Origin of the sequence: Actinoplanes sp. NPDC026670 (genome assembly GCF_040638175.1) — a bacterium.
GTDB lineage: Bacteria > Actinomycetota > Actinomycetes > Mycobacteriales > Micromonosporaceae > Actinoplanes.
This window is the reverse complement of record NZ_JBEZXU010000003.1, coordinates 229,384-241,888: the sequence shown is the minus strand read 5'-3', so window position 1 is coordinate 241,888 and position 12,505 is coordinate 229,384. Positions and strand designations below refer to the sequence as shown.

Annotated in this window: 25 protein-coding genes; 1 reads left to right on the top strand and 24 read right to left on the bottom strand. The window is 68.8% G+C overall.

The genetic code is table 11. The features are described 5' to 3' along the window. Nucleotides 1–5: 5 nt before the first annotated feature. The 24 genes from AB0E94_RS04680 to AB0E94_RS04565 form a co-directional block, all read right to left on the bottom strand. Nucleotides 6–380, bottom strand: a complete 375-nt coding sequence (locus AB0E94_RS04680; RefSeq protein WP_360322549.1) for a hypothetical protein — start codon at nucleotides 378–380, stop codon at nucleotides 6–8. An 8-nt stretch (nucleotides 381–388) separates the two neighbouring features. Continuing rightward, the gene (locus tag AB0E94_RS04675) at nucleotides 389–790 is read right to left on the bottom strand and encodes a hypothetical protein (protein WP_360322546.1); all 402 of its coding nucleotides are present in this window, start codon (nucleotides 788–790) and stop codon (nucleotides 389–391) included. Next, complete coding sequence (locus AB0E94_RS04670; RefSeq protein ID WP_360322543.1) at nucleotides 787–1,011, bottom strand: hypothetical protein; 225 nt, start codon at nucleotides 1,009–1,011, stop codon at nucleotides 787–789. The genes AB0E94_RS04675 and AB0E94_RS04670 overlap by 4 nt, the downstream gene beginning before the upstream one ends. Then, entirely contained in the window at nucleotides 1,008–1,250 is a 243-nt protein-coding gene (locus tag AB0E94_RS04665; RefSeq protein WP_360322540.1) for a hypothetical protein, read from the bottom strand. Before AB0E94_RS04665 ends, AB0E94_RS04670 begins: the two co-directional genes overlap by 4 nt. After that, on the bottom strand, nucleotides 1,247–1,966 hold the full coding sequence (thyX, locus tag AB0E94_RS04660) for an FAD-dependent thymidylate synthase (RefSeq protein ID WP_360322537.1): 720 nt from the start codon (nucleotides 1,964–1,966) through the stop codon (nucleotides 1,247–1,249). Before thyX ends, AB0E94_RS04665 begins: the two co-directional genes overlap by 4 nt. Further along, nucleotides 1,967–2,401, bottom strand: coding sequence for a hypothetical protein (locus AB0E94_RS04655; protein ID WP_360322534.1), 435 nt, complete (start codon nucleotides 2,399–2,401; stop codon nucleotides 1,967–1,969). Beyond that, nucleotides 2,398–2,769, bottom strand: a complete 372-nt coding sequence (locus AB0E94_RS04650; protein ID WP_360322531.1) for a hypothetical protein — start codon at nucleotides 2,767–2,769, stop codon at nucleotides 2,398–2,400. Before AB0E94_RS04650 ends, AB0E94_RS04655 begins: the two co-directional genes overlap by 4 nt. Continuing rightward, entirely contained in the window at nucleotides 2,766–3,044 is a 279-nt protein-coding gene (locus tag AB0E94_RS04645) for a hypothetical protein (RefSeq protein WP_360322528.1), read from the bottom strand. Before AB0E94_RS04645 ends, AB0E94_RS04650 begins: the two co-directional genes overlap by 4 nt. Then, nucleotides 3,041–3,271 carry a hypothetical protein gene (locus tag AB0E94_RS04640; RefSeq protein ID WP_360322525.1) on the bottom strand — a complete coding sequence of 77 codons (231 nt, stop codon included), beginning with the start codon at nucleotides 3,269–3,271 and terminating at the stop codon, nucleotides 3,041–3,043. Before AB0E94_RS04640 ends, AB0E94_RS04645 begins: the two co-directional genes overlap by 4 nt. 13 nt (nucleotides 3,272–3,284) lie before the next feature. Continuing rightward, nucleotides 3,285–3,710 carry a hypothetical protein gene (locus tag AB0E94_RS04635; protein WP_360322522.1) on the bottom strand — a complete coding sequence of 142 codons (426 nt, stop codon included), beginning with the start codon at nucleotides 3,708–3,710 and terminating at the stop codon, nucleotides 3,285–3,287. A gap of 40 nt (nucleotides 3,711–3,750) precedes the next feature. Next, the gene (locus AB0E94_RS04630; RefSeq protein ID WP_360322519.1) at nucleotides 3,751–4,407 is read right to left on the bottom strand and encodes a hypothetical protein; all 657 of its coding nucleotides are present in this window, start codon (nucleotides 4,405–4,407) and stop codon (nucleotides 3,751–3,753) included. 91 nt (nucleotides 4,408–4,498) lie between these two features. Next, nucleotides 4,499–5,026 (bottom strand): hypothetical protein, encoded by a 528-nt coding sequence (locus AB0E94_RS04625; protein ID WP_360322516.1) that lies wholly within the window; start codon nucleotides 5,024–5,026, stop codon nucleotides 4,499–4,501. After that, entirely contained in the window at nucleotides 5,023–5,400 is a 378-nt protein-coding gene (locus tag AB0E94_RS04620; RefSeq protein WP_360322513.1) for a dATP/dGTP diphosphohydrolase domain-containing protein, read from the bottom strand. Before AB0E94_RS04620 ends, AB0E94_RS04625 begins: the two co-directional genes overlap by 4 nt. A gap of 91 nt (nucleotides 5,401–5,491) precedes the next feature. Continuing rightward, a complete protein-coding gene (locus tag AB0E94_RS04615; RefSeq protein WP_360322510.1) occupies nucleotides 5,492–5,797 on the bottom strand; it encodes a hypothetical protein in 306 nt (101 codons plus the stop codon). Nucleotides 5,798–5,801: 4 nt separating this feature from the next. Further along, on the bottom strand, nucleotides 5,802–6,524 hold the full coding sequence (locus AB0E94_RS04610; RefSeq protein WP_360322507.1) for a DUF2786 domain-containing protein: 723 nt from the start codon (nucleotides 6,522–6,524) through the stop codon (nucleotides 5,802–5,804). A gap of 108 nt (nucleotides 6,525–6,632) precedes the next feature. After that, nucleotides 6,633–7,220: a hypothetical protein gene (locus AB0E94_RS04605; RefSeq protein ID WP_360322504.1), complete on the bottom strand. Its 588-nt coding sequence runs from the start codon at nucleotides 7,218–7,220 to the stop codon at nucleotides 6,633–6,635. A 24-nt stretch (nucleotides 7,221–7,244) separates the two neighbouring features. Further along, complete coding sequence (locus AB0E94_RS04600) at nucleotides 7,245–7,436, bottom strand: hypothetical protein (protein ID WP_360322501.1); 192 nt, start codon at nucleotides 7,434–7,436, stop codon at nucleotides 7,245–7,247. A 29-nt stretch (nucleotides 7,437–7,465) separates the two neighbouring features. Next, nucleotides 7,466–7,744, bottom strand: a complete 279-nt coding sequence (locus AB0E94_RS04595) for a hypothetical protein (RefSeq protein ID WP_360322498.1) — start codon at nucleotides 7,742–7,744, stop codon at nucleotides 7,466–7,468. A 130-nt stretch (nucleotides 7,745–7,874) separates the two neighbouring features. Continuing rightward, nucleotides 7,875–8,423 carry a hypothetical protein gene (locus AB0E94_RS04590; RefSeq protein ID WP_360322495.1) on the bottom strand — a complete coding sequence of 183 codons (549 nt, stop codon included), beginning with the start codon at nucleotides 8,421–8,423 and terminating at the stop codon, nucleotides 7,875–7,877. A gap of 77 nt (nucleotides 8,424–8,500) precedes the next feature. After that, on the bottom strand, nucleotides 8,501–8,878 hold the full coding sequence (locus AB0E94_RS04585) for a hypothetical protein (protein ID WP_360322492.1): 378 nt from the start codon (nucleotides 8,876–8,878) through the stop codon (nucleotides 8,501–8,503). A gap of 97 nt (nucleotides 8,879–8,975) precedes the next feature. Next, a complete protein-coding gene (locus AB0E94_RS04580) occupies nucleotides 8,976–9,608 on the bottom strand; it encodes a hypothetical protein (RefSeq protein WP_360322489.1) in 633 nt (210 codons plus the stop codon). A 105-nt stretch (nucleotides 9,609–9,713) separates the two neighbouring features. Further along, nucleotides 9,714–10,088 (bottom strand): hypothetical protein, encoded by a 375-nt coding sequence (locus AB0E94_RS04575; RefSeq protein WP_360322486.1) that lies wholly within the window; start codon nucleotides 10,086–10,088, stop codon nucleotides 9,714–9,716. 974 nt (nucleotides 10,089–11,062) lie between these two features. Then, nucleotides 11,063–11,284, bottom strand: coding sequence for a hypothetical protein (locus AB0E94_RS04570; RefSeq protein ID WP_360322483.1), 222 nt, complete (start codon nucleotides 11,282–11,284; stop codon nucleotides 11,063–11,065). A 2-nt stretch (nucleotides 11,285–11,286) separates the two neighbouring features. Then, on the bottom strand, nucleotides 11,287–11,505 hold the full coding sequence (locus AB0E94_RS04565; RefSeq protein WP_360322480.1) for a hypothetical protein: 219 nt from the start codon (nucleotides 11,503–11,505) through the stop codon (nucleotides 11,287–11,289). Between the two features lie 705 nt (nucleotides 11,506–12,210). On the opposite strand from AB0E94_RS04565, the gene AB0E94_RS04560 reads away from it, so the two are divergent. Then, nucleotides 12,211–12,429: a hypothetical protein gene (locus tag AB0E94_RS04560; protein WP_360322477.1), complete on the top strand. Its 219-nt coding sequence runs from the start codon at nucleotides 12,211–12,213 to the stop codon at nucleotides 12,427–12,429. Nucleotides 12,430–12,505: the final 76 nt, after the last annotated feature.

The window sequence follows — 12,505 nt, the reverse complement described above, 5'->3', positions numbered from 1 at the left end:
CCAGATCACAGCACGTCCTCGACGGGCAGGGCGGTGACGTTGAAGGCGTTGATCCACGAGTTGCGGGGCTTCGCCACATCGCCGTCCTCGGCCGTCTTCAGCGTGCGGACCATGACACCGACCTGCCAGTAGGTGTAGGTGTCCTTGGTCCAGGACTTGCCGTTGGCCTCGTGACTGACGACGTCGCCCTCGCCGGCCTCGCGGTAGGTCCAGCCGGTGCACTGCTCGGCCTGGATGCGCTCGACGACGCCGAGGGCGGTCGTGGCCCGGCCGGAGGAGAAGACGCAGTAGAGCACCTTCTCCCCCTCGGTGAAACGCTGGCCGAGCCAGTCGACCGCGCTGACGCACCGACCGTCCTCGAAGCCCGGGTCGCTGGGCACGTGCCGCCTCACAGGTCGTCCGCTAGGAGTACGCGCGGGACGCCGGTCTGCTTGGCGATCTCGGTGACGGTGTCGCTGACGACCTGCTCCAGTTCGGCCAGGGCCGCCTGCTCGGCGACCGCCTTGTCGTGCTCGAGCCAGTTGCCGTAGGTGTCGAGGTGGTGGATCTCGCCGCCGAACATCCGGATGACGCGGGTCAGCTCGACCATGAAGGGCACGAACCGCGCTCCCTCGTGGGAGGTGGGCGCGAGCCAGGCCCGGCGGATCTTGCGGCCCCGCAGTCGCTCGATCGCGTTGGTGCTGATGACCTGGCGCGGCTCGAACCACGGATACTCGGCGGCGTCGCGGAGCACGGCCACGACCAGGATGTCGTCGGGGTGGGCCGGCGGAAACTGGACGCGATCTGTCACTGGAACACCTCGGGCAGGTAGGCGGCGGTCACGTCGTCCGGAACGGCGGTGATGGTCTCGACCTTGAAGCCGTTCGGCCGGAACTCGCCCCACGCCTTGAGCTGGCGCTGCAGGGCCGCCTCGTCGGCGAAGTAGGCCGTGACCGGGCCGATGCCGGCACGCCAGGTGGCGCGGAAGATCGTGGTGGTGGCCGGCTCGACCGGCTCGGTGGGCTGGGTCACTTGGTGTACGCCTCCGTGACGTCGATGGGTGCGGCTGCGATGAGGTCGATGCGGACGATGCAGTCCATGCCGTGGTAGCCCTTGAAGCGACTGAGGGCGCGCTGCATGTGGCCCTCGTCGTCGTAGTCCCGGTAGTCCTCGACGCGCTTGCCGCCGTAGCTGCGGCGCAGGAAGGTGACGCGCCAGATCGGGATGGGCATGCGGCCGGGCGAGCTGGTGCTCGGGAAGCTCTTGGTCACGGGGCGACCCGCCCGTGCTCGACAAATTTGGCGTGGGTGATCGGCATGATCTGCGCGAACTGGTCCTCGACGAGCTGGGCGGCGCGGTCGATCTCCCAGAGCGGGAAGGTCGGCACCTTGGCCTCGGTGAAGGTCGAGCGCAGCGAGAGGAAGTTCATCGCGCTGCGGGCGTTGACGGTCCAGAAGAAGCTGGTGAAGACGTTGACCGGGAGCACGTCGCGGGCGACCTCGCGGGCGGTGCCGGCTGCGAGCAGGCCCTGGTAGCGGGCGTAGGTCTCGATGCTGTTCTGCCGGATCTCGTCGCGGACGACCTGGTAGTGCTCGTCGGTGCCCTGCTCGAACTGGTACGCGCCCGGCTTGCCGATCTGCTTGAGCGGACGCTCGCGGGGCGGCACGTAGAAGCGCGGGGCGAGCACCTTGTACCGGCCGCTCTCCTCGTTGAAGGACGAGATGCGGTGGCGGAACCACTCGCGGGCCACGAACAGCGGCGTCTCCACGTAGAAGCGGAAGGCGTTGTGCTCGAACGGCGAGCCATGGCGGTCGCGGGACAGGAAGCCGATGAAGCGCTCCTTGTCGGTGACCGGGACGTCCTTCTCGGCCGCGAGCGCGACGTAGTCGGCCTTGGTGCTGACCTTGGCCGCTCGGATCACGTCGTCGTCGGAGGCCATGAAGCCGTCGAGGATGACGCTCGAGTGGGTGCGGAACTCGATGCTCACTTAGAAGGACTCCAGGTTGTCGTGCGTGTCGGGAGTGGCGGGGACCGGCTCGGCCTTCTTGACCCAGGGCAGCCGGACGGCGGTGTACTTGCGCTCGACGCTGGCGGAGCGATAGCCGGACTCGATCAGGCCGGCGTCGGCGAGGGCGTCGAGCAGCCGCTTGTACGTGGGCCAGGTCATCGGCTTGTCGATGAACAGGTGGTGGTGGCCCGGTGTGCTGGACGGCAGGACGGTGACCGGCAGGTCGATGTCCAGGACGACCTTGTGCAGCGCGCCCGTGACGGCCTCGATCTCGGGCTCGAGCGCCACCTTGGAGGTGATCAGGTTGGCGGTGTCGAGCTTGGCCTCGGTGTCGGGGCGCTCGTAGTTGCCGTCGGTCGGCGCGTCGAAGTCGACGCGGGCCAGCACCTGATTGGCGAGGGGCAGCTCGGTCACTGGATCACCCGGCCGCCGAAGGTGACGCTGACCGGGCCGGGGACGACGCGGTTGGGCGGCACCTCGGTGAGGGCGACCTGCTGGAGCCGGCGGACGATCTCGCGGTACCGGTCGCGCTCGGCCTGGATGCCCTGGATGGCGGCCATCACGCGCTGCACGCCCAGGACGCGGTACGGGTCGGCCTCGGCTTCGGCGGAGCCGCCCAGGTCGATGCCGACCAGCTCGGCGATGTCGCGGAACTGCTGGCGCAGCGTGGTGATCCGGCCCTTCTGGGTGTGCACCACCTCCTGCGCTGCCAACTCGACGGCGTCCGCGCGCTCGCGCAGGTTGCGGAGCTGCTGGAACAGTTCGGTGTTGGGCTGTGTCACTGCTGGGCTCCCAGGAGGTTGCGGGCGTAGTCGGTGAGGCGTGCGGTGCCTCGGCTGCCGGTGATCACCCCGCGTTTGCGGGCCTCGCTGACGCGGTTCGACCAGCGGGTGGCGGTCGAGCCGTACTCGGCGACGAGGCCGCGCAGCGGGTGCTCGCCCTGCTTGACCAGGTCGACGTACTCGCGCGCGAGGCGGGCGTAGTCGATGTCGCGGCGTCCGTTGCGACCCGGGTGGTGGTCGAACGTGCGGCCGAGGTCGAGAGGCGGGATGGTCACAGGCGCACCTTTCGGCGGGACATGCTGGTCAGGTGGAAGAAGCCGGCCGGGCACTCGTAGAACCGGTTCTCGCGGTGCTGGCCGCGCCGGCTCGCGCCCTGCTTGTCGGCGAGGCGGTTGCGGTGCGAGACCGCGCGGCCGAGGGCCTTGTCGGCGAGGTGTTCGTCCTCGAAGGCGCGCTTCTGGCAGGAGCCGCACCAGACGTGCGGCACGGTGTGCTTAGCCACGGTGTGGCTCCCTTCACTTCGTGAATTGGCTGCAGGGGCAGGTCTCGAGCCCGCACTTCGCGCGGGAGTTGCCGTTGACCAGGTGGACCCAGTCGGCGTGGCCGCAGCCGGCGGTCTGGCACCAGCCCTTGCGCTTGGAGCTGGTCACGTTCGCCAGGAGGGTGCCGGGGCTGTAGAGCTTGACCGTGGCGAAGCTGCCGTTGAGGGCGATCTTCTCGGCGGCGGCGCGGGCTTCGATCTCGGAGCCGAACGGCCCCCAGTTGATGCCGAGTTGGCCGGCGCTGAAGCGGTGCGTGAGTGCCACCCAGTCCCGCATGGCGAGGATGTCGCCGATGGCCTTGATCAGGGCCTTCGCCATGTCGTCGCCGGACTTGTACTTGTCCGACTCCAGGATGTCGACGACCTGCTGGACCTCGTCCTTGCGGGGCGTGATGCGCACGGGGTGGCTCCTCTATGAAGTTGTGGCCGGACGCGATCTGTCAGACGGTGATGACCTGCAGCGCGCTCTCCGGGTAGATCCAGCCCTGGACGTGGCCGAACCAGGGGCTGTCGCCCTCGACCCGGACGACCCAGCTCGGCTCGACGTACGCGCCGACGGCCTTGCCGAGCACGATGCCTTCCGCGCCGGGGCCGAGCGGCCCGTGGGCGAAGCCGGCCTCGCGGGCGACGCGCACCCGGGCGTACTGCTTGACGTCGCCGGCCAGCTCGACCGGCTCGACCTCTTCGGGCTTGACCGCCGTGACCATGCCGCCCTTGAACCGGACGTACAGGAACTCGCCGACGATGCGCTCGACGACGCCGTTCTGGCCGGCCCCGACGATGCGGGCGTACTCGTTGCCAGTGATGCGGACCAGGTCGCCGAGGTGGATGCCGTCCAGCTCGAAGCCGACGATCTCATCGTGGTTGACGAAGGTGGCCGGCAGGTACTGGGCCAGCTCCTCGTCGGTGAGGCGGTGGGCCAGCGCGTTGGAGCGCCACATGCCGAGGGCCAGGCGCTCGTGCTGGTCGCCCTGGGCGTCGCGGATGACGGCTCCGACCGGCGCGGCGGCCAGCTCGGAGACGGACGTGATCTGACGAACGACCAGATTGGTGGCGACGCGGGCGGTGCCGGTGACCGTGCTGCGGTGCTTGCTCATGGGGCGAAACTCCAGTTCAGGTGGGGTGGGCCGGTAGGTCCAGGCTAGCTCGGACGTGATCTGTCAACCAGCCTGGACGCTATCGCGTGGATCACAAAGACGGGACGAGGGCCGATCGCTCGCCGGGCTCCGGGAAGTTGACGGCGGCGAACTCGCCGAACGCGTCGCGGGCGGCCTTGTCGTAGGCCAGGGCAGCCTCGACCGGGGTGGCGTAGCGGCCGACCTTGCGCAGTTTGCCGGCGACCCCGATGCGCACCTGCCAGGGCAGCGTGGCCCGGGTGCGGTCGAGGCTGACGCCCTTGAAGCCGGAGGCGTTGCGCCGCGACAGCCGGGCGTTGCCACCGTTCTGCGAGGTGGTCGCGCCGCGCAGGTTGGCCTTGCGGTTGTCCAGGCCGACCCCGTTGCGGTGGTCAACGCACGCGAAGCCGGGCAGGATCAGGCGGTGCATCAGGCCGGCCTTGCTCTTGGCGTAGGTGTTCCAGCCGTCGACCACCAGCGACCACGAGCCGGCGGCGACCAGCATGTCGTAGTCGGCGGCGTCCACGATGGCGACATGGCCCCGGCTCAGCGGGATCTCCCGGTAGATCGAGTCGACTCGGATCAGCGTAGGCACGGTCACGAGATCACCCCCGTACGCGGGTCCTGGCGGTCGTCGAAGCGGGCCTTGAGCTGCGGGTGCCGGCCCCATTCGAGCAGGGCCATCGCGTGCCAGATGACGGCGACCAGGTGGGGCTGGCCGGTGTCGTCGTCCATGTCGTGGCCGCGCCAGAACTCCCAGGCGTGGCGCATCATCGCGGCGAACGACAGCGACCAGCGGTAGCCGAGCCGCCAGTTGTCGACCGTGCCGTCCGGTACCGGGTACTTGGCGGCCCCCAGCCCGTAGCGCTCGGCCAGCAGGCGGAGCGGGTACTCGGGGATCATGTCGAACCGGGCCAGGCCGGTCTCCTTCGCGCCGCCGGTCTCGCTGACCGGCCGCTCGCGGGCGTCACTCACTACGGCGTGCTCCTCTGGCAGGTGGTGCAGGAAGTGCCCGCGCGAGGGTCCGAGCCTCGCCCCGTCCATGCCGGGAGCGCGCGGGCGTTGATCACAGGTCGGCGTCGCGCAGGTCGGCGTCGTAGTGCACTCGGCCGTCGAGCTGCGCGGTGCGCTCGGTCGCCCGCCGGGCCATGATGCGCAGGGCCTGGGCGAGCAGGAACTCGCGGGAACGGGCGCGGTCGTAGACGTACCGGCCGTTCGTCCAATCGGCGTCGTCGAGCCGGCGGACCGTGCCGACCACGAGCTGGTCGCCGTACTCGACGGTCACGACGTAGCCGGCGATGGTGCCGGGCGCGTCGATGATGGGCAGGGCGGCGACCAGGGTCGCGCCGGACAGTGGGCGGGGCGTGGTCATCCGGTCACCGCCCCAGGGCGACGCGGGAGCCGGTGCGGACACCGTTGGAGCCGGTCGACAGGTTGGCGCGGTGGCCGGCGGCGCGGCCGGCGTTCCCGCCCGAGCCGGACAGTCGGCGGGTCAGGGTGGTCAGCTTGGGGTAGAAGACCTGGACGCGCTGGTCGACCAGCTTGGCCCGGTCGAACAGCACCAAGTCGGTGCCCGCCCCGGCCTCCCGAGTGTCCCGGGTGCGCTGGGCGTCGAGCCGGTCGCCGACCGCGTGGGCGAAGCCGGACATCCAGCTCCGGCGGTACGCCTTGATCGACTCGTTGGGGTTCCACGGCCGGGCGGTGTGCAGACCCTGGCTGGCCTGGACCAACAGACTGGTGAACAGCAGCTCGACGCGGACGATGTCGTTCGGCATGCCGAAGACGTGCACCTTGACGCCACCGGAGCCGGCGTTGTGGCCGCGCAGCTTGACGGTTCGCACGCCCAGGCCCTTGGCGACCCGGTAGAGCAGGACCGACTTCTCGGTCTGGTAGCTGCCCTCCATCGTCACGATCTTCTCGGTGACGTCGGGCCGGTCCTCGGCCCGCGCCTCGGCGATGGCCTCCTCCAGGCCCCACTGCGAGATCAGGGCGGCAGCCTTGGCGGTGTAAGCCTCGGCCTCGGCCGGGAAGGTGGTGGCCTCAGCCTTGGCGAGCAGGGCGCGGATCTTGGCGAGGCGGGACTCGTTTTGGTCGGACATGATCTGTCAATCCTCTCGGAATGCGGACGCGATGTGTCAGTTGAGATAGGGCCAAGCTACGCCGCCCGGACGCGATATGCCATCCGGGCGTGCGTGAGCTGGGTTACTTCAGGCGGGGATGACGCCCTTGCGCGCCGGCAGGGTGACATCGCCCAGGCTGGTGAACAGGGTGACCTCGCCCGTGCGCGGGCTCAGCGTGATGCCCCGGACGCTGGCCGGCGCGGTGCTGGCGGGCTCGTTGGCGACCCACCAGGCGGAGCCGGTGCCGACCCGGTTCTGGCGGTCCTGGCTGAGCAGGATGCGCGTGCCGAGCAGGTTCTCGGTGGGCAGCACCTTGGTCACCACGTCACCGATCGGGCCGTGCACGCGCGGCTGGATGCGCTTGCGGCCGGACCGGATCACGTGTGCCGGCCGGCCGACCTGGCGGGCGCAGTCGGCGGGGGTGATGCGGGCGGCCGGCGAGCCGGTGCCGACCAGCGCGGGCTCGAAGACCAGCACCTGCCAGTCAGTACCCTCGGGCAGCTTGTCCAGCGCGAAGTCGATGCCGACCTGGCGCGGGGTGTCGTCGGCGGCGTTGGCCTTGACGTCGACCGGATCGGCCTCGGGTCGCCAGACGTCATCGCCCACGTGCCGGACGATCTGCACGGCGTACGTGCGGCGTCCCACGTCCAGCCTCCGCAGCGGGGTGATGGTCATCGTGATCTCTCCTATCGTTCCAGGTCAGGCGGTGTGGTCGTGCACGTTCAGGCCGGCCAGGGTGTCGTCCTCGAACGCGGTGCGCCACCCGTCGGCGCGCAGGCGGATGAACTCGGCGTCGAGGTTCGCCCCGATCGCGGTGGTGTGCAGGATGACGGCGGCCGGGTCGTCGCCCCGGTAGACGTGCACCTCGTCGCCGAACGCAACCAGGCTCACGACCGGGGTGTCCTGGACGTCACCCCGGTTCACTTCGCCCGCCCGTCAATGACGGTCAGGGTCGCGCCGGTCTGCTCGGCGGTCTGGGCGATGCTTTCGGCCAGCGCGTCGTAGACCTCACCGACCAGGACCATCCGGCCGACCGCGCGGCCCTTCTGGACCTTGACCAGCACGGCGTCACGCACATCGAGCACGCGGCCGGACTTGTCGCAGAAGATCTTGGTCTGCACGGCGTGCAGCAGGTCGGCCTTGTCCAGGGCGGCGTCGATGTCGCCGCCGGTCATCAGGGCGCGAGTGATGGGGTTCACCGGGTCTCCTCGTATCGTTGGGACGTGAGATGTCATCGTCCATGTTTGGACGTGATATGTCAAGGAGTGCCCGCGCGAGGGTCCGAGCCTCGCCCCGTCCATGCCGGGAGCGCGCGGGCGCTGTGGTGCATCAGGACCAGTCCTGCGAGACCTCGGTCAGATCCTGGTCGATGCGGACCGGGCGGTCGCAGGCGGCGCACTGGTAGTGCGAGTGGTGGTAGTCACCGTCACCGGTCCCCCAGTACATCTCGGTGATCTTGCCGTCCTCGACCCGGACGTCACCGTCGTTGTTCCAGCGCTCAGCCTTGTCGACCTCGGTCAGCGCGTCGGTCGCCCCGCAGTGCGGGCATTCGATGCTGTCCTCGTGGATGATCAGCGGCTTGAGCTGCTCGGCGAGCCGGCGGTCGATCTCGGCCTGAAGGTCTTCGATGCTGAAGCCGGCCAGCGCCTTCGCCGTCGCCTCGGTGGCGTACTTGTCGACCACGATCCGGGCCTCGCGGGTGAGCTGGATGTCAGCCAGCGGGACCGTGCTGGCCGGCGGCGCGTCGATGCCGAACCACTGCACCTTGGCCTTGGTGTCGAGCACGGACACGATGTGCCCCAGGTTGTCCACGGCGTCGGTGTGCACCTCGACCAGGCACTCCAGGGCGATCTCGGCCTCGCGGCGGGTGATGCTCATGTCTTGCCTCTCTTTCGTCTTGCGGAGTGCCCCGGGCCGGACTCGAACCGGCCTACCTACCCTTCCGGGGCGAACCATCAGTAGCTCGGGTCGCTGTACTCCTCGGCCTTGCCGATGGCGAGGGACCAGCCACCGTCGCCGGCCTGGCGGTACTTGCCCGACTCGTTGCGCTTGAACGGCTGCCAGCCAACCGTGGCCTCGGGGTCGCTCTCGTACGTGTATCGGGCCGATCCGTCATGCGCGCTGCCCGACACCCGGGTCACCTTCAGCGGCTTGACCGTGACCTCCTTGACCTGGCCGGCCCGCTTGCCGGTCTTGAACCGGCGGACCTCGGCGATTTCGACCGCGCGCCGGTCCGACCACATGAGCACCGTGGCGTGGTCGCCGACCTCGGGATCGCGCTGCGGCGTGTTGCTCACCAGCAGGTTGACCAGTGATCCGTGACGCTGTCCCATGTTCCAATTCCTATCTCTTGAGGGGTATTGCCGAGTCCCCACCCCGGGCTCGCACCGGGTCGCCGCTATGTCGTGGGGGATCATGAGACGCGATATGTCACGCGGCCCGACCGTTGCGCGCAACGATCCAGGTGGTGGCCTGCACGGTCACCGGGTCGATACCGAGCCGCTGCGCGGCCACCTTGTACGCGTGCTCGACGGCGTCGTACACACCCTCGCGGGCGAGCAGCTTCTCGACGTCGTACTCCCGCCCGATCTTCGGACCGAAGGCGACCCGGGCCGCCCACACGTCGACCGTGACCGCCTCGCGGTCGCCGAGCAGGTTCGCGGCGAACCGCCGGGTCTTCGGGCCGTTCAGCGTGCCCATCGGGTTGCCGCCCTGGCCCGACACTGCGAGCGCGTGCCGTGCCCGGTCGACGTTGTCGCCGATGCACCCGGGCGCGCTGCCCATGGCGAGCAGGTTCACCGTGCCTTCCAGGTTGCGCTGCCAGGTCGTACGCGGGGACAGGTGTGCCACCACGGCGGCGACGGTCTCCCGGTCAAGGTCGTGCAACGCGGCCTGGCGGTCGATGAATGACTCGCCCTCTCCGTACCACTGCGCGCCGGCCACGATGTCGGCCGGCGTCGCCCGCCGGAACGTCTCGACGATGCGGTCGGCGGTCGCCCGGGTGGACGTCCCGCACACCTCGCGGAGCCGAGCGTCCGGCGTGCTGGCGATGCGCTTACCCATAGAGTCCTCCTGCGGACGTGATCTGTTAGAAAGTCCCCGCGCGAGGGTCCGAGCCTCGCCCCGTCCATGCCGGGAGCGCGCGGGGGAATCGCTGGACGTGATATGTCAGGCCAGCCGCATGTAAACCACGTCGGGACCGCCGGGAGTCCAGTTCGCCTCGCGCTTGTACTCAGCGAAGCCGTAATTCCGGTAGTACGTGGGCAGGAATCCATCGAAGCAGTCGAGACGCTCGACTCCGAGTCCGATGGCCCATCCCATCAGGTCGTTTCCGCGCCCCGGAATGAGCGAGAACAGGCCGATCAATTCGCCCTCGCGCGAGATTCCGAAGCCCGACTTACCGTCCCGCGTGATGAAGTAGCGCGCCGTGTCCGGCATTTCCTCCGGAGCGGAAGTAGCTTCCGCCACACGGTCGGACATGCGGCGAGCCGTGTCCAGCGCGCCCCGGTAGGTGGCCGGAAGAACGTTGAGCAGAGAGAGCATGGATGCCCCTTTGAAATGGGCGCGACCGCTTATCGGTCGCGCTTCGCAGGTAGCCGGGAATATGTCACCCGGAACGGCGTGCTAATAGCCGCGCGAACGTGCCTACCCGTTGCCGCGTACGTGGTCACCCCGGGAAGACCGCTCATGTCGTGAATCGCAGGGAGCCGTTTCCAGTACGCGCGCTTTTCAATTCTCAAAGAACAACCACGTGAGGGCCTTCCCGGCAGCCGGTTCCCGGGCGATGCCCCCGCGCTTACCGGCGGGATCTTTCTGGCCTCCGTTCGTGTGCGTTCCTCGCTGACATGGAGAACACTACCCCTTGGACGTGATTACACAAAACGCGATCTGTCACGTGGTATTTCCGCAGGTCACGGTCGCTTTACCATGCACGAGCGTCTCTGCGTCTGCCCACTGTGCCCGCCTATGTCCGATTCTCAGAGGCGGTTCTGTGGTCCAGGTCACACGATCGCGTTTAACCGGCTTGAGAGCGTCCCAATGGGACGCGATCCGTCAGACCCTGGCGCTACCCCTCACCCCGCCCCGTTCGCCAGGCAGCGGCCCGCACAGCGGGCGCGCGGGCTATGCTCGGCCAGGTGGCCCCATACGCGGGCGCATACGCGATTCCTTGTCTGGCCCGATGGGTGCCTGCCCGCGTGATAGTGCCCGCTGCGCGCCACGTCAAGGCCGCAACTCACCATGTGACGCATGCCTGCCACCCCTTGACAGGCGTGCTGTCACGCTGTATCACGCAAGCCGGCCTTGCCCTGTGCCTACTCGCCTCGCGTGCCTAGTCGCTCCACCCTAGTCGCTGCGCACCTGCCCCCATGACCCCTGGCGGCACGGGCAGGAGACCGGCGGGTGATAGCAGCTCAGATTCTGCCCGGGTTTCAAAGTCGATCACCAGCGCAAACGACGGGGGCCGCGCCCCCGGAATCCCAGGATGCGCGGCCCCAATCAGCCCCCCAGCAGGTACGTCAGCGTGCCTTCGACTGCTCGACCCCGTCCGCCGCCGCAGCCTCCAGGCCGGCGGCGACATGCTCCATGTGCAGCCGGTGGTTCATCTCGACCGCGCCGGCAGTCATGAAGCCCCGGTGCTTCTCCGCCGTGTCGGACATGCAGGTGGCGGTGTGCTGCTTGTGCGACCAGGCCATCGAGCGCCGAAGCTCGGCGGCCCACTCCTCGTCGCTGAGCGCCACGGTCAGGCTCCCATCACTCGCGCCATCGCGGCCCGGTACTCCTCGGCCGTGATCAGGTCCGCCTTCAGCGCCTCGGTCAGCTTCACCATCTGGCCGGCCGGCGACGACTCGTCGACCTCGTCGGTGATCTCCCAGCCGGTCATCTGCTCGACGAAGGTGAGGGTCTCGATCTGCGCGTCGGTGAAGGTTGCCAGCGTCTCAGGCTTCAAGCGAAGGACCATGTCGTCGAGGGTAGTCCCCGGTCTCCGTCGAGGCATCTCTCGGACGTGATCTCTCAGGTCTCCGCCGCTGGGGTTTCGCCGTTGATCTTGTGCGGAGCGCTCACCCGGGTTTCCTGGACGGTTCAAGGAAGGATCAAAGGATGGTTTGGGTGGTCTGCACGACACCCCGTTCCGTCGCACACGACACCCCGTTCCGTCCTGGACGACACCCCGGTGCGTCGTGGACGACACCCCGGTCGACACCGAGGTGGCGTAGAGGACACCCCGGCTGTGGATGAGCTGTGGAGAAACCGGGGTGTCGTGGAGTTCACCTCGGTTGACCAGGGCTTTCTTCACACCGCCGCTGCCTGCGAAGCAGTATCTGTGAAGCCAGTCACAAGTTACCTGACTTCTTGACTTCTGATCCCGGAGTATCTATGGAAGCAAGTTAAGCAGCTACGCCGGCACAGCAGGGAACCAGCTCAGCTTGATAGGCCCCGGAGGGGCCATGTCGCTCGAAGCTGGTCAGCGGCGTAACCAGTGCTTCCACCGAGCTGTCCCCGGGTCCACGGTCGTCCAGTGCTTGGCGACCCCACGTGGCCGGGGCTCAACGTAGGCGGTGGTCGAGTGGCCGGTTGGACAGGTTCTGACCGGAGAGACCGGCTACCGCCGAACTGGCCCGCGATCCGGCTCCGCATTCTGCGTAGGGACGCCCACCGCTGCACGGTGCGCAACCTCGACGGGGTGCGGTGCCCGGAGCCGGCGTCGGATGTCGACCACATCCGCGCTGGTGATGATCACAGCGACTCGAACCTCCGCGCCATCTGCGCCTACCACCACGACCGCAAGAGCGGCCGAGAGGGCGGGCTCGCTGCGGCCAAGGCTCGGGCCAGGCACCGCAAGAAGTTCAACCGCCAGGAAGCGCACCCCGGCGCACTGGCGTAGTCGGGGCGTGGGCCGCCCAATCCAGCGCATATGCAACCACACAAGGGTGCGCTGGGCCGAGGTCCCCCCGATCCCC

Coding starts and splice junctions, on each gene's coding strand:
- AB0E94_RS04630 (WP_360322519.1), bottom strand. CDS start 4,407: ATGAGCAAGCACCGCAGCACGGTCACCGGCACCGCCCGCGTCGCCACC.
- AB0E94_RS04605 (WP_360322504.1), bottom strand. CDS start 7,220: ATGACCATCACCCCGCTGCGGAGGCTGGACGTGGGACGCCGCACGTAC.
- AB0E94_RS04565 (WP_360322480.1), bottom strand. CDS start 11,505: ATGGTCCTTCGCTTGAAGCCTGAGACGCTGGCAACCTTCACCGACGCG.
- AB0E94_RS04585 (WP_360322492.1), bottom strand. CDS start 8,878: ATGGGACAGCGTCACGGATCACTGGTCAACCTGCTGGTGAGCAACACG.
- AB0E94_RS04580 (WP_360322489.1), bottom strand. CDS start 9,608: ATGGGTAAGCGCATCGCCAGCACGCCGGACGCTCGGCTCCGCGAGGTG.
- AB0E94_RS04610 (WP_360322507.1), bottom strand. CDS start 6,524: ATGTCCGACCAAAACGAGTCCCGCCTCGCCAAGATCCGCGCCCTGCTC.
- AB0E94_RS04575 (WP_360322486.1), bottom strand. CDS start 10,088: ATGCTCTCTCTGCTCAACGTTCTTCCGGCCACCTACCGGGGCGCGCTG.
- AB0E94_RS04590 (WP_360322495.1), bottom strand. CDS start 8,423: ATGAGCATCACCCGCCGCGAGGCCGAGATCGCCCTGGAGTGCCTGGTC.
- AB0E94_RS04615 (WP_360322510.1), bottom strand. CDS start 5,797: ATGACCACGCCCCGCCCACTGTCCGGCGCGACCCTGGTCGCCGCCCTG.